Raw genomic sequence first — 20,137 nt, 5'->3', positions numbered from 1 at the left:
ATGGCAGCGGGACGACTTCCGACATGACAGACATAGTGCCTTTACCTGCCCTTATCCGTCCACTCGACCTCAAGAAACCCTACTGAAACGCCCGTCTCGGCTTGTCGGGGTACCCCCCATATGTCCGAGGTAGATCGTCTTTGACCCAGCGCCCCGTGGGGCCAGTGTGCCATGGGAACTCCCCTTCGCACCCGGGAACTCCCGGATGTGGTCCACTGGTCACGGTCCGATAACGGCACCCTCTTGTCGGTGGGTGGCGCTAGCCTTCGGGGGTGCCGAAATCCGACCTGCCAACTGTAGAAGAGCTGCTCACGATCGCCGTCACGGAGCTCGGCGGAGCCGAGAGACCCGGGCAGGTCACGATGGCGAAGGCGGTGCAGAAGTCGCTCGACAAGGGCGACCATCTCGCAGTTCAGGCGGGCACCGGCACCGGGAAGTCACTGGCCTATCTGGTCCCCGCGATCCGCCACGCCGCGCTCTCCGACAGCGCCGTCGTCGTCTCCACCGCGACCATCGCGCTCCAGCGCCAGCTCGTCGATCGTGATCTTCCCAGACTCGCCGACGCCCTCGAAAAAGAACTCCCGCATCGCCCCGATTTCGCCATTCTTAAGGGCCGTCGCAACTATCTGTGTAGATATAAGTCAACTGTCGGGATGCCCGACGACGAACAAGACCAGCTTTTCGACCCCCGCGAAGTGAGCGCGACGGGCCGCATGGTCCAGCGCATCCAAGAATGGGCCGAGGAGACCGAGACCGGCGACCGCGACGAACTCGTCCCCGGCGTCAGCGAGGTCGCCTGGCGCCAGTTCTCCGTGTCGGCCCGCGAGTGCCTGGGCGCCCAGCGCTGCCCCAGCGGCGCCGAGTGCTTCGCCGAGCTGGCCCGCGAACGCGCCGCGATGTCCGATGTGGTGGTGACCAACCACGCCCTGCTCGCCATCGACGCGATGGAGGACTTCCAGCTCCTGCCCGACCACGACGTCGTGGTCGTCGACGAGGCCCACGAGCTGGTCGACCGCGTCACGTCGGTGGTCACCGACGAACTCTCCGAGGCCACCGTCGGCCTGGCCGCCCGCCGCGCCGGCCGCCTCATCGAGCAGCACCTCGCCGACCGCCTCCAGGAGGCGGCCGAGGATCTCGGTTCGCTCCTGCTCGCCGCCCCCGCCGGGCGCGTCGACGACCTGCCCCAGTCCCTGGGGCTGACCCTCGCCCTCGTCCGCGACGCGGCCTTCACCTGCATCACCGCTCTCGGTTCGCGCAACGCCGACAAAGACGACCCCGAGGGGGCGGGCGCGAAGAAGGCGGCGTTCACGGTCCTCGACGACGCCCACGACACCGCGCAGCGGATGCTCGACGCCTTCGGCGCCGAATCCGAGGTCGACCGGGCCGAGGTGGTCTGGCTCGACGAGGCCAACGGCCGCATCCCCCCGACCCTGCGGGTCGCGCCGCTGTCGGTCGGCGGCATGCTCAGAGACAAGCTCTTCGGCGACCGGACCATCGTCCTGACCTCGGCGACCCTGGCTCTGGGCGGCACCTTCGACGGCATGGCGGCCCAGTGGGGCCTCGGCAAGGGCGACGACTGGAGCGGCCTCGACGTCGGCTCCCCGTTCGACCACGCGAAGTCGGGCATCCTCTACGTCGCGAAACACCTGCCGCAGCCCGGCCGCGACGGCCTCCCCGACGCCTACATCCAGGAGATGGTCGAGCTCATCGAGGCCGCCGGTGGGCGCACGCTGGGCCTGTTCTCGTCGATGCGCGCCGCCAAGGCCGCCACCGAGGCGCTGCGCGACCGGCTGTCGGTCCCGCTGCTGTGCCAGGGAGACGACTCCACGTCGCTGCTGGTCAAGCAGTTCGCCGCCGACCCGGAGACCTGCCTGTTCGGCACGCTGTCGCTGTGGCAGGGCGTCGACGTGCCCGGCCCCTCGCTGACCTGCGTGATCATCGACCGCATCCCGTTCCCCCGCCCCGACGACCCGCTGACCTCCTCACGCCAGCGCCACGTGGCGGCGAGGGGTGGCAACGGTTTCATGTCGGTCGCCGCCACCCACGCGGCGTTGCTGCTGGCCCAGGGCGCCGGCCGGTTGCTGCGCTCGATGGACGACCGGGGCGTGATCGCGGTCCTCGACCCCCGCCTGGCAACGGCCCGCTACAGCGGCTTCCTGCTGAACTCGCTGCCGCCCTACTGGCGCACGACCGACCCCGCGGTGGTGCGGTCGGCCCTGAAGCGCCTCACCTCCTGACGGCCGGGACGACCTGGTCCCCGAGTCTCACCTCGCCGGTGTTCTTGGGGACCAACCGGATGCCGAACCAGGTCTTCCCGTCCCACCTGCGGTGTTTCGCCAGGGAGCGGAGCGGCTCCTTCCCGCGTTCACGGGTGTCCGGGTCCCAGGTGGTGACGAGGCAGCGGTCGACGAGCTCGGTCACCCGGAAATCGATGTCACCGATCCTCACCCGCTCCCAGGTGTCCTCGGCGAAAGGTTCGAAGCCGTCGACGACGACGTTGGGACGGAACCGGGCCGGGTCGATCGGGTCGGGGGGCGACTCCTGGCGGTCGAGGGCGGTTTCCATGATCCAGTCGTCGAGACGGCGCAGGGACTCGCGGGTGATCAGGTGGACGGGGGCGTCCCAGGCCAGGCTGGTGACCTCCCCCGGCAGCCCGCCGTGCTCCTCGACGATGCGGCGGCGGTGGGGGTCGTCCAGCCAGACGAACCTGGCCGGTTTGCCGAGGAGGCGGGTGAACCATTCATGGGCCGCGTCGTGGGCGAGCATCGCCTTGTCCAGCCCATGGAAGGCGACGGGGACCAACGGACCGTCGGCCGGAGCGACCTCCAGCTCGCCGAGGCCCGGCGCCGTGAGGATGAGCCCGCCCTCCGGGGTGATCACGGCCTGGACGGCGAGATACTGCGGATGCTCCCCTGACCAGTAGACATCCCCCTGCGGATCGACCACGGCCCAGCGCCGATCGCCGTCGAGCCCCCAGGGGAGAACCCGGGCCCGGTCGAGCCGGATGCCCGCGACCGACTTGACGGGATAGATCCGGATGTCGGACAGCTCCATTTGCCGATTTTACGAGAAAGCGCTCTCCGGGTCATCTGAGGAACCGGATCGCCAGCGCGTAGCGGATGTGGACCGCACGATATTGCTCACCCTCGGTGACGCGCTCGGGCAGGTTATCCCGGACGCTCCCCGCCTCCTCCTCGCCGTAGACCCGCACCGCGTGATCCGGTACGACCCTGACCTCCACCTCATCGGCCTCGACCTCGGCGGAGACGACGATGTCGGCCTGCTCGACGCGTTCCTCTCCCGAACGCCTGCTCATGGAGACCTCCCCAACCGGTGCTTCCCGGCCCCCAGCACCGCCCGGCCCAGATCCAGCAGCACGTCCCCGAACGACTGCGCCTCCCGATCAGACCGCGTCGGCCGTGAACCGTGGCCCTCGTCCTGGCCGTCCTTGTCCTGGCCGTCCTTGTCCTGGCCGTCCTTGTCCTGGCCGTCCTTGTCCTGGCCGTCCTCGCCCTGGCCGTCCTCGCCCTGGCCTACCTTCCCCGCCTGGTTCTCATCTTCCGGTCCCTCAGCCTGGCCTTGCTCTGCTGAGTCATCCGCCTGGCCAGCGCCTTCTGCCTCCTCACCACCCCGGCTATCACCGCCTGCCTCTCCCGCCTTCTCAGGTCGATCGTCACTTTTCGAGTCCTCGGGCAGATCCCCGCCTTCCACCCGATTGGACTTCGCCACCTCTGCCGCCGCAGTCTCAGAGCCGTCGTCATTGACCGGCCTGCGCTCGGCCTGGGGAGGCTGTGGCCGGGCGGGCCCATCGTGATCTGCGATATCACCGACCTGGGAAGCGTTCTCTTCGCCGACGGCCTTGTCCGGAGTCGCCTGATGACCGTCCGAACGCTGCCGATCTTCGAGCACCGTGCCGGTGAGCACCTGCTCCTCCCCCGTGGCGGTCTGCTCGGGTTGATCGTCGTCCCCTCCGACCTCCTGACTAGGCTGGTCCGAAACGACAGTCTCCGCTTGCCCGGCTTCCGCCTGCCCTGCTTCCGCCTGCCCTGCTTCCGCCTGCCCTGCTTCCGCCTGCCCTGCTTCCGCCTGCCCTGCTTCCGTCTGCCCTGCTTCCGCTTGCTCGGCTTCCGTCTGCTCGGCTTCCGCTTCGGCGGCCTCACCGCTTTGATCAGCTTCGTCCGGTCGGCCGGTGGCCTTCGTCTCGTCCCGGGTGCCGCCTGTGGCTTGATCGGCATCTGGAGTAGCCGGCTCCGCGCTCGCGTCGGAGTTTTCGTCAGCCTCAGCACCAGGCTGCGCTTCTGTCTCGCCCACCTGTTCAGGCGTGCGGTCGGCACTCTCACCGACCTGCGCAGCCGTCTGACCTTCCTCGGCTGCCTGACCGGCGCCTTCACCAAGGTCAACGGTCCGACCGGCATCCTCATCGACATCGCCGAGCGCTGCGGAGATGCCCTTTCCTTCGTCGCGCACCACGTCTTGGGCGGGCTCGGCTGCGCCTGTGCCCTCGCCGAGTTCGTCCACCGGCTGACTGCCCGCGCCGAGGGCGCCTCGGGTCAGGCGGTCCAGGAGCTGTGGGTTGTGGTCCAGGGTTTCCAGGACGTCGCTGATGATTCTGGCGACGTTGTCCAGGCGTACTCTCAGCAGCGCCTGGGCCTGGACGCCCTTGAGGCCCAAGTCCACCTCGCCGAGGGAGACGTCCGCCCCGACGTTGAGTTTCAGCAGGTCGAGGACTTCGGCGCTGACACCGACCCGGGCCTTGAGGTCCGCGACGCGGAGGGTGATCTCGTCGACGTTGAGGTTCGAGACGTCGAGGAAGACATCGGGGTCTCCGTCAGCCACGTCCGCTCACCTGGCCCTCGGGGATCCTCTCCCGATCCTCGGTGTCCTCGGTGTCCTCGGTCTCCTCCGGTTCCGCGCTCTCCTGACCCTCCTTCGGCGCCTCGGGTTCCTCGCCCGCGCCGGGCGGGGGTGCTTCGGGTGACTCGGTCGCCTGCTCCTCCGGCGGGCGCTCCTCGTCGTCGGGCTTCTTGGCGTCCTTCGGCTTCGGTGGCTTCGAGGTCACCTTGCCGTCGTGGATCTCGCCGCGCCAGCCCTGGACGTCGTCGGGATGGAGCAGGGTCTGGGTCATGACCTGGCGGCGGAAGTGCTTGAGTTCCAGCCGGGCCCGGCGGCCCTGGGCGCGCCAGATGTTGCCCGTCTTCTCGAACAGGCCCTGTGGGTGGTATTCCAGCGTGACCAGCACCCGGGTCAGGTTGGGGGCCAGGCCGCTGAACGTCACGGCGCCGTCGACGTGGCCCTTGGCGCCGTGGGAGCGCCAGACCACGTGGTCGTCCGGGACCTGGTCGAGGATGTCGGCCTGCCAGGTGCGGTGCGACCAGAAGACCTGGGCCTTCCACGTCAGTTTCTGGTCTTCGTCCTGGCGGACGCTCTCGACCTTCTTCATGAAGGACGGGAACTCCTCGAACTGGGTCCACTGGTTGTAGGTGGTCTCCAGGGGGGCGCCGACGTCGATCGACTCGACGATGTTGACGATCTTCCGGTTGCCCTTGCCCTTGCCGCCCTTGCCGGTGATGGCCTTCATGATCTCGGAGACGCCCTTGATGCCGTGCCCGATGCGCTTGAAGATGCCTTCCTTCTTCTCTTCGCCCTGGTCGCCCTTCGCGTCCTTCGACGGAGCGAGGCCCAGGCCGCTCAGGCCGCCCTTCTCTCCGGTGGCGTAGTCGGTCAGGCGGTCGGTGAGGTCGCCGACCTTGCCCTTGAGCTTGCCGGTCACCTTCCCGGTCACCTTGTGGACGCCGCGCTTGCCGGCGGCGCCGATCATGCCGCCGAGTTCCTTGCCGAGTCTGCCGACGGGTGAGGCCTTCTTCGTGTCGGTCATGAGTCCTCCTCGGTGGAGGCCTTGGTCGCGGTCTTGGTGGCAGGCTTCGTCGCGGCCTTGGTGGCCGACTTAGCGGCGCCGGACGCGGCTTCCGTCGCACCGGTCGCAGCGCCGGTCGCGGTGTCGGTCGCGGCGGAGGCGGGCTCGCGGAGCCGCTCCGTCGTGTCGTGGATGCGGTCGCTGAGTGAGTTGATCGGGCCGTTGGTCGCCGCGGTGGCGGCGGCGCGGCCGGCCGCCATGATGTCGGTCTGCAGCTTGCCGGCCAGCTCTTCGAGCTCGGGCGAGCCTAGGCTCTTGAGGCCCTTGCCGAGCAGGCCCTTGGGCCGGAGTCCTCCGGCGAGACCTCCGACGGCCACGGCGGTGGCGAGCGCGAGCTTGCGGTGGCGGCCGAAGTAGTAGCCCATGGCGATGGCCAGGGCGACCTTGACCTGAGTTCCCTTCATCGCTGTCCTCCTTCGGGAACCCCCTCCCCGGAAAGTGGACAGTGCACCTCAAGTGCGTCTCAAATTAGTCGAAAGGCGACAAATTTGGACGTTTAGGTGTGACATCGTCGCCCGACGACCGGCCGCGCAGACGGCGCAACACCCACGGGGCCAGGTGTTCCCGCAGCCACTCGGCGTCTTCCCTGCGCTTGACCCGGGGGTCGACCTTGTCACGGGGTGGCCAGCTGAAACGCCACTCCTGGCCAGGAACGCCCAGGACGTCGAGGACCTTGGCCGCGACCAGACGGTGGCCGTGCTCGTTCATGTGGAGGCGGTCGTCGCTCCAGGCGCGCCAGTCGCGCAGGCCCTGCATCGACCACTGGTCGACCAGGTGGCAGCCGTAGAGATCGGCGATCGAGCGGACGTGCAGGAAGTAGGTCGCGAACGTGCCGCGCGCCCGGCGCATGATCGGGGTGTCGCGGGGGTCGACGCCGGTGAAGACGAGCACGTCGGCGCCGGTGTCGCGCAGTGACTTCACCGCTCGGGCGAAGGTCTTGGCCAGGACGTCGGGGTCGCATCCCGGGCGCAGCAGGTCGTTGCCGCCGGCGCAGAAACTGATCAGGTCGGGACGCATCTCGATCGCCCTCGGCACCTGCTCGGTCACCACCTGGTCGAGCAGGCGGCCGCGCACCGCGAGGTTGGCGTACGCAAAAGAGGGGTTCTGAGCGGCCAGGGTCTCGGCCACGCGGTCGGCCCAGCCACGGTAGGAACCGTTCACGCCCGGGTCGCTGAGGCCCTCGGTGAAACTGTCGCCGAGGGCGACGAACGACCCGTACATCTCACAACTCCGCGATGGCTCGCAAGGCCAGGACATAGGACTGCACGCCGAAACCGGCGATGGTGCCGTTGGCGACGGCCGCCACGACCGAGGTGTGGCGGAACTCCTCCCGGGTGGCCGGGTTGGAGATGTGCACCTCGATCAGCGGCGCGGTGCGCTGGGCGAGGGCGTCGCGCAGCGCGTAGCTGTAGTGGGTGAACGCCGCCGGATTCAAGATCACGGGGGTGCGGTTGTCGGCCGCGCCGTGGATCCAGCCCACCATCTCGGCCTCGTCATCGGTCTGCCTGACCTCGACCGCCAGGCCCAGTTCGCGGCCCGCCGTCTCGCAGATCAGCACCAGGTCCTTGAACGTGGTCGCGCCGTAGACGTCGGGCTCGCGGGTGCCGAGGCGACCCAGGTTCGGCCCGTTCAGGACGAGAACGTCACGCATGGATGCCTCCGCTCACCGCCCGGTAGGCGGCCTCCAGCAACTCCTCGGACGGATCTTCCAGCCGCGACGGCTCGGCCAGCGCGTCGAGCACCACGAACCGGAGCCTGGCCCCACGTGCCTTCTTGTCGAGCTTCATGTGGTCACGCAACTCGGGCCAGGCGTCTTCACGGTAAACGGTGGGCAGACCGACCGAGGTCAGAATGGAACGGGTGCGGTCGACGAGGTCGGCGCGGCCCGAGAGGCGGCCGAGTTCGGCGGCGTACACGAGCCCGATCGAGACCGCCTCACCGTGGCGGATCGTGTAGTTCTCGACCCGCTCGATCGCGTGGGCCAGGGTGTGGCCGTAGTTGAGGATCTCGCGCAGGCCGTCCTCTTTGAGGTCGGCGCCGACGACGTCGGCCTTGATCTGGATCTTGCGCTCGATCAGCTCGCGGGTGTGGACGCCCTCGGGATGGCGGGCCCCCTCGGGGTCGGCCTCGACCAGGCGGAGGATCTCGGGGTCGGCGATGAACCCGCCCTTGATCGTCTCGGCCAGCCCGCCGACGTAGTCGGCCCGCGGCACCCCGACCAGGGTGGCCAGGTCGCAGAGCACGCCCGCCGGGGGGTGGAACGACCCGACCAGGTTCTTGCCGTCGGGGGTGTTGATCCCGGTCTTGCCGCCCACGGCGGCGTCGACCATGCCGAGCAGCGTGGTCGGGACCTGGACGACCCGGACCCCGCGCAGCCAGGTCGCGGCGGCGAACCCGGCCAGGTCGGTGGTCGCGCCCCCGCCGACGCCGACGACGACATCGGTGCGGGTCATGCCGTGACGGCCGAACGCCGACCACAGCGACGACAGCACGTGGACGTCTTTGGCCGCCTCGGCGTCGGGCACCGGGATGGCCACGACGTCGTATCCGGCCTTCTCCAGCACGCCGACCACGGGCCCGGCCAGTTCGGGCAGCGTGACCGGATGGATCACGGCGACCGTTCTGGCCTTCTCCCCCACCAGGCCGGGCAGCTCGCCCAGGATGCCGGTGCCGACGACGACGTCGTAGGGGCTGTCGCCGAAAACGGGGATGCGGGTCGCGGTCACTCCGCCTCCGGCTTCAGTTCGGCGGCGATGTGGTCGACGACCTCGGGGGCCTCCAGGTCGTCGGTGACGACGGTGATGACGGCGAGGGCTTCGTACAGGGGCCTGCGCTCTTCCATCAGCTTGCGCATCTGGCTGCGCGGGTTGAGCACCAGGAGCGGGCGCGCGGAGGCGAGGCCGACGCGCTTGATCGCGTGGTCGAGGCCGACCTTCAGGTAGACCACGGTGTGCCCGGCGAGGAGCTCGCGGGTCGCCGGGTTGAGGATCGAGCCGCCGCCGAGCGACAGCACGCCAGGATGCTCGGCCAGCGCCTTGGCGACCGCCTCGGCCTCGATGGCGCGGAACGCCTCTTCGCCGTCGTCGAAGAAGATCTCACCGATGGGCTTGCCGGCGACCTGCTCGGCGTCGAGGTCGGTGTCGCGGAAACCGACGCCGAGGCGTTCGGCCAGCAGTTCACCCACGGTCGACTTGCCCGACCCGGGCGGGCCGATCAGCACCACGACAGGCATGGTCGCTCCCCCTACTTGATGATCAGCGAGGACAGGTAGCCGGCGACGTTGCGGGCCACCTCCTCGACGGAGTCTCCGCCGAACTTCTCGGCGGCGGCGTCGGCCAGCACCAGCGCGACCATCGCCTCGGCGACGATCGCGGCGGCCGGGACGGCGCACACGTCGGAGCGCTCGTGGTGGGCCTTGGCGGCCTCGCCGGTGATGACGTCGATGGTGGCCAGCGCGCGGGGCACGGTCGAGATCGGCTTCATGGCGGCGCTGACCCGCAGCGGCTCGCCGTTGGTCATGCCACCCTCGACGCCACCGGCCCGGTTGGTGATCCGGCGGACACCGCCGTCGGTGTTCTCGATCTCGTCGTGGGCACGGGACCCGGGACGGCGGGCGGTCTCGAAGCCGTCGCCGACGCCGACGCCCTTGATCGCCTGGATGCCCATGAGGGCGGCGGCGAGGCGGGCGTCGAGGCGGCGGTCCCAGTGGGTGTAGCTGCCGAGGCCCGGCGGCAGGCCGTAGGCGACGACCTCGACGACGCCGCCGAGGGTGTCGCCCTCTTTGTGGGCCTTGTCGATCTCGGCCACCATGGCGGCGCTGCCCTCGGGGTCGAAGCAGCGCACCGGGTCGTCGTCGATCCGGGCCAGGTCGGCGGGGGTGGGCAGCTCGCTCGACGGCGTGACGGCCGAGCCGATCGAGACGACGTGGCTGACGATCTCGACGCCGAGCGCCTGCTTCAGGAAGTTCTTGGCGACCTGCCCGAGCGCGACCCGGGCGGCCGTCTCGCGAGCGCTGGCCCGGTCGAGGACCGGCCGGGCGTCGTCGAAGCCGTACTTCTGCATCCCGGCGAGGTCGGCGTGGCCGGGGCGCGGACGCGACCGGGGCGCGTTGCGCGCCATGCCTTCAAGGACGGCGGGGTCGACCGGGTCGGCCGCCATGACCTGCTCCCACTTGGGCCACTCGGTGTTGCCGATGCGGATGGCGATCGGCGCCCCGAGAGTGCGGCCGTGGCGGACTCCGCCCGAGATGGTCAGTTCGTCCTGCTCGAACTTCATGCGGGCGCCGCGGCCGTAGCCGAGACGGCGGCGGCGCAGGGCCTCTTCGAGTTCGGGTGTGGTGATCCCCACCCCGGCGGGCAGGCCCTCGAGGATCGCGATGAGTTCGGGGCCGTGGGACTCCCCGGCGGTCAACCAGCGCAGCATGCGACCAAGTCTTTCAGATATGCGATGAAGCTCCCGCCAGCAGTGCCGCCAGCGCGCCCGCGATCATAGCCGGACCGAAGGGGAACTCGCTGGTCCGGGTGCCTTTACGGGTGATAAGCAGCCCTAATGCCCACAGGCCGCCGAGTAGCTGTCCGCCCAATCCGGCATAGATGGCGGTGTTGATGCTGACCGCCCCGGCGACGAGCCCGACGAGCCCGGCCAGTTTCACGTCGCCGAAGCCGAGCCCCGAGGGCCGTCCGAACCAGAGGATGAGGTAGATCCCGGCCATCGCCAGCCCGCACGCCGCCGCGACCATCAGCCGCCCGGTCGGCACGAGCGCGGCCAGCAGGATCGGATAGGCCGGCAGCGTGATGACGTCGGGGAGCCGCCAGCACCGCAGATCGGTGAGCGTGAGCACCACCCCCGCCCAGGCGGCGAGCAGCAGCGCGGGGATCAGCTCGGGCGCCGCGGCGTAACGCCAGGCGAGCACCCCGAACGCGAGCCCGGTGGCCCCTTCGACGAGAAACGGTTTCCCGGGCACCGGCACGACCCTGACGGCGTGGGATAACGCCGCCCGCGCCTCTTTGCGCGTGTCGACCGGATCGGGCCCGAACCCCAGGGCGAGTTCGCGCGCGTAACGCCCGGCGATCACGCCCAGCAGAGCCAGCAGCCCCCATGTCAGCACGCGGCCGACCTTAACCTTTCCTCAACACACCCCGGAGCGGATGCACCCGACAGGCCTCGAACTCATCCTGTACGACCAGAGCCCTCACATCCGAAACTTCCGGAGTGTGACCCTGGGTCACCGGCGCCACCAGCTCTTCTTCTTCGGCGCCGGAGCCTCGAACCGGGCCACCGTCACGCCCGGGACGTCGACGTCGAGGTTCTTGAGCGCGGCGGCGTCCTCGATGGCGGCCATCGCGTGCAGCATCGACCCTTCGACCGCGAACGGCGCAGGGCCCGCGACGTCGATGACGACGGCCGCCGCCTGCTCGTGCAGCGCCGCCTTGCACACCTGCGACGCCGACGCCTGAATCGGCCGCGCGTCGGCCCGCCACCGGGCCAGCGCCTCGACGCTGGTGAAGGCGAGCACGGCCATGCGACCGTCCTGCCCGACGAGCTTGGGGAGCGCCATCTCGCTCTCCTTCTCCCGCTTGAGCCCGTCGTCCCCGATCTCGGCCTCGGTGAGCAACGCCACCACGGGCACCAGCAGGCGAGCCGGCCCGAGCGCGGTCAGCACATCGGCGATCGTGGTCTCACCGGTCTGGAATGCGGCCAGCACCTGTGCGAGCGCGGCATCGGCCCGCCCGTCGTCGTCGGGCACCATGGGCTGCGGAATCGAAGGCACGACCGCCGAGAATACCCGCCCACACCTGGCCCGGCCCGACCGGGCTGCGGGAGGTCAGCTGGGGTCTTCCTCGGTTCGGGACGAGGTGCCCGCATCGGCGCGGACGCCCAACCGGACGTGGGAGAGCCATTGGGCCACGCTCATGTTCTTCCGCGTCTCGGCGCGGGCGAAGTGGCCGGGGCCGTCCGGAAGGGTGACACACTGACCGGCCCACCTCTGGAGATTCTGGGTGGCCTCGTTCGCGAGTTTGTTCAGGTATCCGTCGGGGTTGTCATGGCGGCTTCTCGCGGCGCGTTTCAGGTCGGCGAACGAGACCCGGCGGTTGCCGTGCACGAATTCGCTGTGCTCCAACTCGTCGAGACGATTCGTCAGCGCGTCGATGAGCTTTCCGACGCAGCCTCGAACCCGCTTGTCACGATCCGCCAGCCAAATTCCGTAGAGCCGCACCGCGATGGATCGCAGTGCGCCCTCGTCGGGTTTGCTCGCCAGAGTCATGAACACCAACGCCTCGACCAGGAGAAGTTTGGTTCCGGGGCTGAAGGACGGATTCCAGCTGCCGTCAATGGAGCTCGGCCAGTCGAGGGACTGCGCTACGTCGAGCCCGGTCGAGTTTCGGCACAGCAACTCCGCCGCGACGAGTTCGGCGTTGGGATTGCCCGAGCGCAGAGCGGCGTCGATCACCAGGATCGCGGTCTCGGTCGAAACCTTCTCCATGCGGCCTCGCCGGAACATGTGCGCGACCGGTTTCGCGCCGCCTCTCAGCCGATCGTCTTCGATGCTGCCGACGTACCAGAGGTCGACGAGAAGTGCGACGGCGAGCTCGGCCTGATCGAGCCTGGTCAACGCCAGGAGGCCGGAGGCCAGCGCCGCAGGGTGGGTTTGATCCGACTCTCCGGAGGCGATCAGCTGCCCTGCCCGCATGGCGGCGTCGAGGCTGAGCTGGCGCTGCTGACGCTCAGACTGGCCACGGTTCATGAACAGGCCCACCGATGTCACCAGTCCGGTGACCAGAATTCCGGTGAACGTGAGAACGGCGGTCAACCGCTCCGTGTCATTGTGCCCGAGCAACGAGAAAGGCGCGACAAGCAGGATAGACGGAAGAACCGCGCTCAGCACGAGCAGAACTACCGTGGCGATCGTGATTCCCTTGCCGGATCCGCGCATCCCACATCACCCTCTGCCGCCTCACCGCGTTCCGCGCATCATCCTCTCTTTCGGTGAAAAGCGAGAGCCATGATGAAAGACGGACTCCGAAGGCACGGATAATCGGCCCGCCGAATATCGGGTCCGGTCAGCGCGGTGCGAACTCGGGGGTTTCGCGCCACACCTCGGTCGTCACGGCGCGGAGAATGAGCGGATGAGGAGCGTCGACCGGCCGCCCGCCGCTGGGAACGGCGGGCGGTGCCGGGGTAGGCGAAGCCGTAACGGAGAAGAAGAAGCAGTTAGCCCAGGTCGGAGATGGCGATGACCGGGCCGCCGCCGCTGGGCCCCTGGTGGACCGCGGCGACGCTGACGAAGACCGCCGGGTCGCCCGTGACGCTGGCCGCGACGCCGCCGACGGTCGCCTTGATCTGGCGGTGCCAGTGGACGTCGCTGTCGTCGAGCATGATGTTGCGCCTGCCCCGGACACTGCCCGTCGGGTCGGCCTCGCACTTCATGAAGAGGTTGACCACGCGGCCCTTGAGGTCGCTCGGGTGGGGGCGTTCGGGCAGGTCGAGGCCGCTGTCGCGGATGGCCTCCCAGATGCCGTCGGTGTCGAGGGCGTCCTTCATGACCGAGTGGCCCGCGCGGTAGCGCCCGCCGATGCCGCGGACGTTGCCGACCACGACGATCTGGGCCACGTCGAGTTCCACGCCGCTCGAACAGGACGCGACCGACGAGTAGAGGGACAGGTCCTTATGGATCTGGTCGGCCGTGGGCATCTCGATCTCGCCCAACGCGACGGCGATGCCGAGGGCGGTCGTGGAGTTGGAGATGTCCATCGAGGGGCCGGTGTCCTCGGTGATCACGTCGTGGCCGCGCGACTTGGCGTCGTTGATGGTCGACAGGGTGAGCAGCGGGGTCTTGGTCTGGACGTAGTGGACGTCACGCGGGTCGTCGATGCCGGCGATCTTCATGGCCTCGCGCACGCCCGCCGCGACCTTCTCGACCATCGCGGGGCGCCCGATGTCCTCGGGGAGGATGACCTCGCTCATCGCGATGCCCACGCTCAGCCTCGGTTCATCTGATTGGACCGCCGTCGAGGGGTCGACCGTGGCGAAGATGGTCGCGTGCGGCGACAGGACGCCGTCGGTACCGCCCGACCAGACCAGCGGGACCGACTCGGGTGAGGGGTGGCCCTTGGCGGCGAGGACCTCGCGGAAGGCGCGGTCGGCGAGGATGCGGGTGTAGTCGTTGACGCCGCCGTTGCCCTCGGTCTTGCCGATGACGGCGAGCACGCGGGCGGCGTCGATCACGCCGTCGTCGATCAGCTTCGCGAGCCCGGACGCGTCGGTCACGCTCTCGATGGCGACCTTGCGTACCTCGATGGGGTCCGGCATCTAGCTCTCCCGGTTAACCGTTGTACCGATATTTCCTGAAATAGCGGCGGCGATGTTGTCCAGTGACGTGATCACCGATCGCGCCCCGCCCTCCTCGACGAACCGCAGCGCGGCCTCGACCTTCGGGCCCATACTGCCGCTGGCGAAGTGTCCTTCGGCCTGGAGTACCCGCAACTCCTTCGGGGTCACCTGTCCGATCGGACGGGCGCCGGGGGTGCCGTACCCGGCGATGGCGTGCGCGACGTCGGTCGCGATGACCAGCGTGTCGGCCCCCACCGCCTTGGCCAGCGCGCACGCGGCGTGGTCCTTGTCGATCACCGCCTCGACGCCGTGCAACCGGCCCTCGGCGTCGCGGACGACCGGGACCCCGCCGCCACCGGCGGCGACGACGGTGTAACCGGCCTCCATGAGCGCGACCGCCGGGGCCGCGTCGAGGATCTCCACGGGCCTCGGCGAGGCGACCACCCGGCGCCAGCCGCGCTCGAACTCCCGCCACGACTGGCCGAGCGCCTCGAAGCGCCGGGCCTCCACGACCGAGAAGTACTGGCCGATCGGCTTCACGGGATCCTGGAACGCGGGGTCGTCGGGGTCGACGAGCGTCCGGGTCACCACGGTCGCGCACGGGATGGGGTCGAGCGCGTTCATGATCAGGGCGCCGAGGGTGCCCTGGGTCTGGGCGCCGCACCAGTCGAGGGGGACCGGGGGCACCACGTGGGCGGTGAGCTGGTTCTTCAGCAGGATGTTGCCGACCTGCGGGCCGTTGCCATGGGTGAGGGCCACCCGATGGCCTGTATTGATCAACTCGGATACGTGGATCATGGCGCGCTCGATCGCGCGCTTCTGGTCGGCCGGGGCGGCGGAGCCGTCCGGCGCGGTCATCGCGTTGCCGCCGAGGGCGATCAGAACCCGCTCACCCGTCACACGGCGAAACTATCCGGAGCCCCCGGTCCGGGCATTGGCGACTCTCGCCGTGGAACCTTATGAAGGTGGGCAGGTTTCACCAAGTGCGCTGCCCGCACGGGCCGCCCTCGGTCGCGTGGACCTCACCCTTCTCCAGGTCGAGCTCGACCGTCACGAGGGTGATGTGGTCGTCGTCCTGGCCGGGCTCGGTGTGGTGACAGACGCCGCTGGCGTGCCGGGCCATCACCTCGCGGACCGTCGCCGCGTCGGGGCTGCCGGCGTGCTTGCGCAGGCCTCTCCGCAGGTGGTCGCGGCGGATCAGGGTGCCGGGGCGCAGGCGCGGATAGGGGTCGTGGGGGATCACGCGGGGGTCGAGGAAGTGGTTGGTGTGGACGAGCATGCCGTCGTCCTCCGGAACGGTCCACCCTGGTCCTCCCGGGTGGAGTTCGCAGGTCACGGCCGCGTTCCCGGCAGGGCCGTGGGAGACCAGGTTGAGCGAGGAGGAGGCGGTCACCGGCGCGGTCGTCAGCACGTAGGCGGCGGAGGTGATCGAGTCGCACTCGTCGAGCACCCGCCGGGCCGCCACGTGGACCGGCAGGCCGATGCCGTCGGCGCCGTCGTCGTCGTGGTGGAGGCGGGTGAACAGCAGGCCCAGGCCCCGGTCGTTGACGCCGATCTTGCCGACGATGCCGTATTCGGTGAGGGTCGTGGTGACGCGGCCGTCGGCGTGGGGGATCGTCCAGACGAGCCAGCTTTCGGCCATCTGGCGCATCCAGTCCCACGTCTGCACGGCCACCGGCACGGCCTCCTCGTCGTCGCCCAGCAGGACGACGGCGGAACACTCGCTCTCCCGCTCACCTCCGAGGTGGGAGAGGATCTCGGTGCGGGCGTTGATGGCGGCGATGTCGGTCACGGGAAGCCGGGCGCCTTCGGCCATTCCGGTGATCTCCTCGGCGAGATCGGGCGCCCAGGCCTCGATCGCCTTCATTCCGAGCTTTCCGAGCTCGGTCACATCTGGCGCGCGCCCGCCTGCCTTCTGGCGGAATACCTCGGTGTAGATGGCGATGGTGCGGGCGATGTCGGCGCCGTGCGCCTGCCCGAATTCATGGCCGCGGTCGAAGGGATCACTGACGGTAGAGGTATAGGCGCGGGTCATATTCTTGAGCATCTCATTCCGGGATCGTTCCATCCGCCTCCGAAATGTGATCCTCATCACCTGTGAAGCCATGGACAAGATCCGTTCATACCCGAATGGCACGGATTGCTTCGCTAGGATCTGCCCCAAAATTCGCCGCTATAAGTGGAGCCCTGACGCATGCATGCTCCGAACGTGGACCCGAACATCCCCCATCCCGCGCGGGTGTACGACTACTGGCTGGGCGGCAAGGACAACTACGCCGCCGACCGCGCGGTCGCCGAGGCCGTCATGGCGGCCACGCCAGGCGTGGTCACCGGCGCCAGGGAGAATCGGGCCTTCCTCGGCCGGGCCGTGCGGTGGCTCTGCGACCAGGGCGTCGACCAGTTCCTCGACATCGGCACCGGCATCCCGTCGGCGGGCAACACCCACGAGGTGGCCCAGGGCGTCAACCCGGCGGCGCGGGTGGCCTACGTCGACAACGACCCCATCGTGATGACGCACGCCCGCTCCCTCCTCCAGGGCACCCCCGAGGGCCGCACCACCTACATCGAGGCCGACCTGCGGCGCCCCCACACCGTGCTGGACAACTCCGAGGTCCGGGCGACCCTCGACTTCTCCCGCCCGATCGCGGTCGTCATCGTCGGCACCCTCATGCACATCCGCGACGAGGACGACCCGTGGGCCGCGGTCAGGGCCTACACCGACGCGACCGTCCCCGGCTCCTACCTCGCCCTCACCCACCTGACCGCCGACTTCGAACCCGAGAAGATGGGCGCCCTCGCCGACAGCTACAACACCGGCCCGCTTCTGGTCACCAACCGGACCGGCGAGCAGGTGCTCCGCTTCTTCGACGGCTTCCAGGTGGTCGAACCGGGCCTGGTCTGGGCCTCCGACTGGAAACACATCGGCGTCCTTCCGCCCGACTCCGTGCGCGGGGCGTATGGGGTGGTGGGCCGGAAAATCTGATTTCTCCGTTACGGCTCCGCCTACCCCGGCACCGCCCGCCGCCGCGAGCGCCGGGCGGCCGCCCGGCGCTCCTCGGCCGTTCAGGGCGAAGCGTCGTTACGCCTGAAGGTCGCTGGCGCTCAACCGTTCGACGGCCGCGTCGATGACCTCGTCGCGTTTGCAGAACGCGAATCTCACGTAATGGCGGCCCTTCTCCTGATGGTCGTAGAAGACCTGCGTCGGAATGGCCACCACCCCCGCCAGTTCCGGCAGTCGCCGCGTCAGTTCGAGCCCGTCGGTCAGCCCGAGAGGCCGGATGTCGGTCTGCACGAAATAGGTTCCGGCGGTTTTCAGCACCCCGAATCCCGCCCGGGAAAGGCCTTCCGACAATCGGTCGCGTTTGGCCTGAAGGGAGTGGCGAAGATCGTTCACCCAGCCGAGTTCGCTCCGCAGCGCGTGGGCGACGGCGAGCTGCCAGGGCACCGCCGAGGTGAAGGTCAGAAACTGCTTCACCGCCGTCACCGCCGTGACGAGTTCCGGCGTCGAGCAGATCCAGCCCGTTTTCCACCCGGTCACCGAGAACGATTTCCCGGCGCTGGAAATGCGCACCGTCCGCTCGCGCATACCCGGGAACGTGGCCAGCGAGACGTGGGCGACGCCGTCGAAGGTCAGGTGTTCGTAGACCTCGTCGGTGATGGCGATCACGTCGTTGTCGCGGCAGAACGCGGCGATCGTCTCCAGCTCGGCCAGCGTGAAGACGGTCCCGGTCGGGTTGTGCGGCGAGTTGACGATGATCGCCTTCGTCCTGGACGTCGCCCGCAGGTCGGCCGGGTCGAAGGTGAACCGCCCCTCGACCGGGCGCAGCGGGATCGCCCGGCGGGTCCCCCCGGCCAGCGCGATGGCGGCCGGATAGGAGTCGTAGTAGGGCTCGAAGACGATCACCTCGTCGCCGGGTTCGACCAGGGCCAGCACCGTCGCCGCGATCGCCTCGGTCGCCCCGACCGTGACCAGGATCTCGGTCTGGGGGTCGTAGCTGAGGCCCTGGGTCTCCTTCGCGTGGTCGGAGATCGCCTGCCGGAGTTCGGGCACGCCCAGGCCGGGGGCGTATTGGTTGCGGCCGCTCAGGATGGCCTCGGTGGCGACGCCCAGCATCGCGGCGGGCCCGTCTTCGTCGGGGAACCCCTGACCCAGGTTGATCGCGCCCGTTCTGACCGCCAACTGGGTCATTTCCGCGAAAATCGTGGGCCCGAATTCCCTCATACGTCCAACTAGCACCCGCACAACCTACTCTGTTCGCATGGCCAGGATCCGGGAGCTGGACGCCCTGCGGGGTTTCGCGGTCTGCGGGATCATGCTCGTCAACACCTGGCAGCACGCCCTCCGCCCGATCGAGGGCGCCGAGTTCATGGGCTACGTCGAGGGCCGCTTCTATCCGATCTTCGCGTTCCTGTTCGGCGTGAGCTTCGCCCTGTTCCTGCGCGCCCACGACGACCGGCTGATCATGCTGCGGCGGCTGGCCGTGCTGGCGCTGTTCGGCGTCGGCCACTGGTGGCTGATGCCCGGCGAGGTGCTGCTCCCCTACGCCATGTTCGGCGTGTTCGTGCTGGTGCCGGCCAGCTACCTGCCCAAGTGGCTCAACCCGGTGCTGGGCCTGGCCGTGGTCGTCTGGTCGCTGGTCAACGGGAACCCCTGGACCCTCATCGGCGGCCTGTTCCTGCTGGGCCTGGCCTGCGTCGACTACGGCGGGCCGAAACCGAACCTGCCGTTCTTCCTGGTCAGCGTGGTCGTGCTGGTCGCGTTGACGATTCAGGGCATCGGCGGGTTCCCGGCGTCGCTGGCCGGGGCGGCGGTCTACGCCTCGGGGTTCCTGCTGCTGAGCCCCCGGGTGTTCGAGCCGCTGGGACGGATGGCGCTGACCAACTACGTGAGCAGCTCGTTCGTCATCATCGCGGCCGGGGCCGAGTCGTTCCTCTCGGTCGTGATGGTCACCGCGGTGACCCTGATCGCGCAGTGGCTGTTCTCCACGTGGTGGCTCTCGAAGTTCCGTTACGGCCCTCTTGAGTGGGTCTGGCGGTGCCTCACCTGGATGGAACTCGTCCCGAACGGGCAGACTGGTGCGGGTGACCGTCGTAGCGCTGGGACAGATCCCGATCGACCGCGAGCCGAAGAAGAACCTGGAGGCCGTGCGTGAGGCCCTGGCCTCGGCGCGAGCCGACCTGGTCGTCTTCCCCGAAGCCACGCTGAGCCGGTTCGGCCGCCACATCGGCGACCTCGCCGAACCCCTCGACGGGCCGTTCGTCACCGGTCTGCGCGAGGCCGCCCGCGAGTCGGGCACCGCGCTGATCGCGGGCGTGTGGGAGCCGGTGGGGGGCCGCGTCGCCAACACCGCCGTGGCCGTCGACGCCGACGGGACGGTGCGGGGGACGTACCGGAAGATCCATCTCTTCGACTCGTTCGGGTCGAAGGAGTCGGAGTTCGTCAGCCCCGGCGACGAGGTGGTCGTGGCCGAGGTGGCCGGGCTGCGGGTGGGCCTGGCGACCTGTTACGACGTGCGCTTCCCCGAGCTGTTCCGGAAGCTGGTCGACCAGGGGGCCGAGGTGTTCGCGGTGATCGCGGCCTGGGCGTCGGGACCGCTGAAGGAGGACCACTGGACCACCATGGTCCGGGCCCGGGCGATCGAGAACACCACCTGGACCATCGCGGTCGGCCAGCCCCCGCATACCGACGGCTTCGGGGTCGGCCACAGCATGCTCGTCGACCCGATGGGCGTCGTGACCAGGGACATGGGCCCCGCGCCCGGCGTAGGCACCGCCGAGATCGACACGGCCAGGGCCGAGGCGGTCCGCGCCGCGCTGCCGTCGCTGACGCACCGCCGATTCACAATCGCGGACATTGCCGGGTGAATCACTCCTAACAGGAGGTGAGGAAGT

The 20,137-nt window shown here is 69.3% G+C and carries 21 protein-coding genes; 4 read left to right on the top strand and 17 right to left on the bottom strand.

The features are described 5' to 3' along the window. The first annotated feature begins 272 nt into the window (after positions 1–272). Positions 273–2,237: an ATP-dependent DNA helicase gene (locus tag ACYQ78_RS27990; RefSeq protein WP_459803917.1), complete on the top strand. Its 1,965-nt coding sequence runs from the start codon at positions 273–275 to the stop codon at positions 2,235–2,237. On the opposite strand, the gene ACYQ78_RS27985 is transcribed toward ACYQ78_RS27990, so the two are convergent. The 16 genes from ACYQ78_RS27985 to ACYQ78_RS27910 form a co-directional block, all read right to left on the bottom strand. After that, complete coding sequence (locus ACYQ78_RS27985) at positions 2,227–3,054, bottom strand: MOSC domain-containing protein (protein ID WP_459803916.1); 828 nt, start codon at positions 3,052–3,054, stop codon at positions 2,227–2,229. The genes ACYQ78_RS27990 and ACYQ78_RS27985 overlap by 11 nt on opposite strands. Before the next feature lie 31 nt (positions 3,055–3,085). After that, positions 3,086–3,316: a hypothetical protein gene (locus ACYQ78_RS27980; RefSeq protein WP_459803915.1), complete on the bottom strand. Its 231-nt coding sequence runs from the start codon at positions 3,314–3,316 to the stop codon at positions 3,086–3,088. Then, positions 3,313–4,836 carry a hypothetical protein gene (locus ACYQ78_RS27975; protein WP_459803914.1) on the bottom strand — a complete coding sequence of 508 codons (1,524 nt, stop codon included), beginning with the start codon at positions 4,834–4,836 and terminating at the stop codon, positions 3,313–3,315. The genes ACYQ78_RS27980 and ACYQ78_RS27975 overlap by 4 nt, the downstream gene beginning before the upstream one ends. Then, complete coding sequence (locus ACYQ78_RS27970) at positions 4,829–5,875, bottom strand: SRPBCC family protein (protein WP_459803913.1); 1,047 nt, start codon at positions 5,873–5,875, stop codon at positions 4,829–4,831. Before ACYQ78_RS27970 ends, ACYQ78_RS27975 begins: the two co-directional genes overlap by 8 nt. Then, a complete protein-coding gene (locus ACYQ78_RS27965; RefSeq protein WP_459803912.1) occupies positions 5,872–6,318 on the bottom strand; it encodes a hypothetical protein in 447 nt (148 codons plus the stop codon). The genes ACYQ78_RS27970 and ACYQ78_RS27965 overlap by 4 nt, the downstream gene beginning before the upstream one ends. A gap of 64 nt (positions 6,319–6,382) precedes the next feature. After that, entirely contained in the window at positions 6,383–7,135 is a 753-nt protein-coding gene (locus tag ACYQ78_RS27960; RefSeq protein ID WP_459803911.1) for an SGNH/GDSL hydrolase family protein, read from the bottom strand. A gap of 1 nt (position 7,136) precedes the next feature. Next, entirely contained in the window at positions 7,137–7,565 is a 429-nt protein-coding gene (aroQ, locus tag ACYQ78_RS27955) for a type II 3-dehydroquinate dehydratase (RefSeq protein ID WP_459803910.1), read from the bottom strand. Next, the gene (gene aroB, locus ACYQ78_RS27950) at positions 7,558–8,640 is read right to left on the bottom strand and encodes a 3-dehydroquinate synthase (RefSeq protein ID WP_459803909.1); all 1,083 of its coding nucleotides are present in this window, start codon (positions 8,638–8,640) and stop codon (positions 7,558–7,560) included. Before aroB ends, aroQ begins: the two co-directional genes overlap by 8 nt. Beyond that, entirely contained in the window at positions 8,637–9,146 is a 510-nt protein-coding gene (locus ACYQ78_RS27945; RefSeq protein ID WP_459803908.1) for a shikimate kinase, read from the bottom strand. The genes aroB and ACYQ78_RS27945 overlap by 4 nt, the downstream gene beginning before the upstream one ends. Positions 9,147–9,157: 11 nt before the next feature. Beyond that, complete coding sequence (gene aroC / locus ACYQ78_RS27940; protein WP_459803907.1) at positions 9,158–10,336, bottom strand: chorismate synthase; 1,179 nt, start codon at positions 10,334–10,336, stop codon at positions 9,158–9,160. A gap of 13 nt (positions 10,337–10,349) precedes the next feature. Beyond that, a complete protein-coding gene (locus ACYQ78_RS27935) occupies positions 10,350–11,021 on the bottom strand; it encodes a prepilin peptidase (protein WP_459803906.1) in 672 nt (223 codons plus the stop codon). Between the two features lie 117 nt (positions 11,022–11,138). Further along, positions 11,139–11,684 carry an SseB family protein gene (locus ACYQ78_RS27930; protein WP_459803905.1) on the bottom strand — a complete coding sequence of 182 codons (546 nt, stop codon included), beginning with the start codon at positions 11,682–11,684 and terminating at the stop codon, positions 11,139–11,141. Between the two features lie 54 nt (positions 11,685–11,738). Beyond that, a complete protein-coding gene (locus tag ACYQ78_RS27925; RefSeq protein ID WP_459803904.1) occupies positions 11,739–12,848 on the bottom strand; it encodes a hypothetical protein in 1,110 nt (369 codons plus the stop codon). Between the two features lie 278 nt (positions 12,849–13,126). Further along, positions 13,127–14,224, bottom strand: coding sequence for a barbiturase (gene bar / locus ACYQ78_RS27920; RefSeq protein ID WP_459803903.1), 1,098 nt, complete (start codon positions 14,222–14,224; stop codon positions 13,127–13,129). Continuing rightward, positions 14,225–15,145, bottom strand: coding sequence for a carbamate kinase (locus ACYQ78_RS27915; RefSeq protein ID WP_459803902.1), 921 nt, complete (start codon positions 15,143–15,145; stop codon positions 14,225–14,227). A 76-nt stretch (positions 15,146–15,221) separates the two neighbouring features. Next, positions 15,222–16,280 carry a C45 family autoproteolytic acyltransferase/hydolase gene (locus ACYQ78_RS27910; RefSeq protein ID WP_459803901.1) on the bottom strand — a complete coding sequence of 353 codons (1,059 nt, stop codon included), beginning with the start codon at positions 16,278–16,280 and terminating at the stop codon, positions 15,222–15,224. A 174-nt stretch (positions 16,281–16,454) separates the two neighbouring features. Here ACYQ78_RS27910 and ACYQ78_RS27905 point away from each other — a divergent pair, with 174 nt between their 5' ends. Continuing rightward, entirely contained in the window at positions 16,455–17,228 is a 774-nt protein-coding gene (locus tag ACYQ78_RS27905; RefSeq protein WP_459803900.1) for an SAM-dependent methyltransferase, read from the top strand. 96 nt (positions 17,229–17,324) lie between these two features. Here ACYQ78_RS27905 and ACYQ78_RS27900 read toward each other — a convergent pair whose 3' ends face one another. Then, on the bottom strand, positions 17,325–18,488 hold the full coding sequence (locus tag ACYQ78_RS27900) for a pyridoxal phosphate-dependent aminotransferase (RefSeq protein WP_459803899.1): 1,164 nt from the start codon (positions 18,486–18,488) through the stop codon (positions 17,325–17,327). A gap of 16 nt (positions 18,489–18,504) precedes the next feature. On the opposite strand from ACYQ78_RS27900, the gene ACYQ78_RS27895 reads away from it, so the two are divergent. Together ACYQ78_RS27895 and ACYQ78_RS27890 are read left to right on the top strand one after the other, a co-directional pair. Continuing rightward, positions 18,505–19,398: a DUF418 domain-containing protein gene (locus tag ACYQ78_RS27895; protein ID WP_459803898.1), complete on the top strand. Its 894-nt coding sequence runs from the start codon at positions 18,505–18,507 to the stop codon at positions 19,396–19,398. Continuing rightward, positions 19,328–20,110 (top strand): carbon-nitrogen hydrolase family protein, encoded by a 783-nt coding sequence (locus tag ACYQ78_RS27890; protein WP_459803897.1) that lies wholly within the window; start codon positions 19,328–19,330, stop codon positions 20,108–20,110. The genes ACYQ78_RS27895 and ACYQ78_RS27890 overlap by 71 nt, the downstream gene beginning before the upstream one ends. The last annotated feature ends 27 nt before the right edge of the window (positions 20,111–20,137 follow it).

The sequence above is a fragment of the Herbidospora sp. RD11066 genome (assembly GCF_054661255.1).
Note: the sequence above shows the minus strand (reverse complement) of the source record. Positions and strands in the feature narration are given on the sequence as shown.

Bases quoted from the DNA above. Each gene is read 5' to 3' on its own strand.
- ACYQ78_RS27985 (WP_459803916.1), bottom strand. From the start codon at position 3,054: ATGGAGCTGTCCGACATCCGGATCTATCCCGTCAAGTCGGTCGCGGGC.
- ACYQ78_RS27895 (WP_459803898.1), top strand. From the start codon at position 18,505: ATGGCCAGGATCCGGGAGCTGGACGCCCTGCGGGGTTTCGCGGTCTGC.
- aroC (WP_459803907.1), bottom strand. From the start codon at position 10,336: ATGCTGCGCTGGTTGACCGCCGGGGAGTCCCACGGCCCCGAACTCATC.
- ACYQ78_RS27980 (WP_459803915.1), bottom strand. From the start codon at position 3,316: ATGAGCAGGCGTTCGGGAGAGGAACGCGTCGAGCAGGCCGACATCGTC.
- ACYQ78_RS27910 (WP_459803901.1), bottom strand. From the start codon at position 16,280: ATGACCCGCGCCTATACCTCTACCGTCAGTGATCCCTTCGACCGCGGC.
- ACYQ78_RS27960 (WP_459803911.1), bottom strand. From the start codon at position 7,135: ATGTACGGGTCGTTCGTCGCCCTCGGCGACAGTTTCACCGAGGGCCTC.
- ACYQ78_RS27925 (WP_459803904.1), bottom strand. From the start codon at position 12,848: ATGCGCGGATCCGGCAAGGGAATCACGATCGCCACGGTAGTTCTGCTC.
- ACYQ78_RS27970 (WP_459803913.1), bottom strand. From the start codon at position 5,875: ATGACCGACACGAAGAAGGCCTCACCCGTCGGCAGACTCGGCAAGGAA.
- aroQ (WP_459803910.1), bottom strand. From the start codon at position 7,565: ATGCGTGACGTTCTCGTCCTGAACGGGCCGAACCTGGGTCGCCTCGGC.
- ACYQ78_RS27945 (WP_459803908.1), bottom strand. From the start codon at position 9,146: ATGCCTGTCGTGGTGCTGATCGGCCCGCCCGGGTCGGGCAAGTCGACC.
- ACYQ78_RS27965 (WP_459803912.1), bottom strand. From the start codon at position 6,318: ATGAAGGGAACTCAGGTCAAGGTCGCCCTGGCCATCGCCATGGGCTAC.
- bar (WP_459803903.1), bottom strand. From the start codon at position 14,224: ATGCCGGACCCCATCGAGGTACGCAAGGTCGCCATCGAGAGCGTGACC.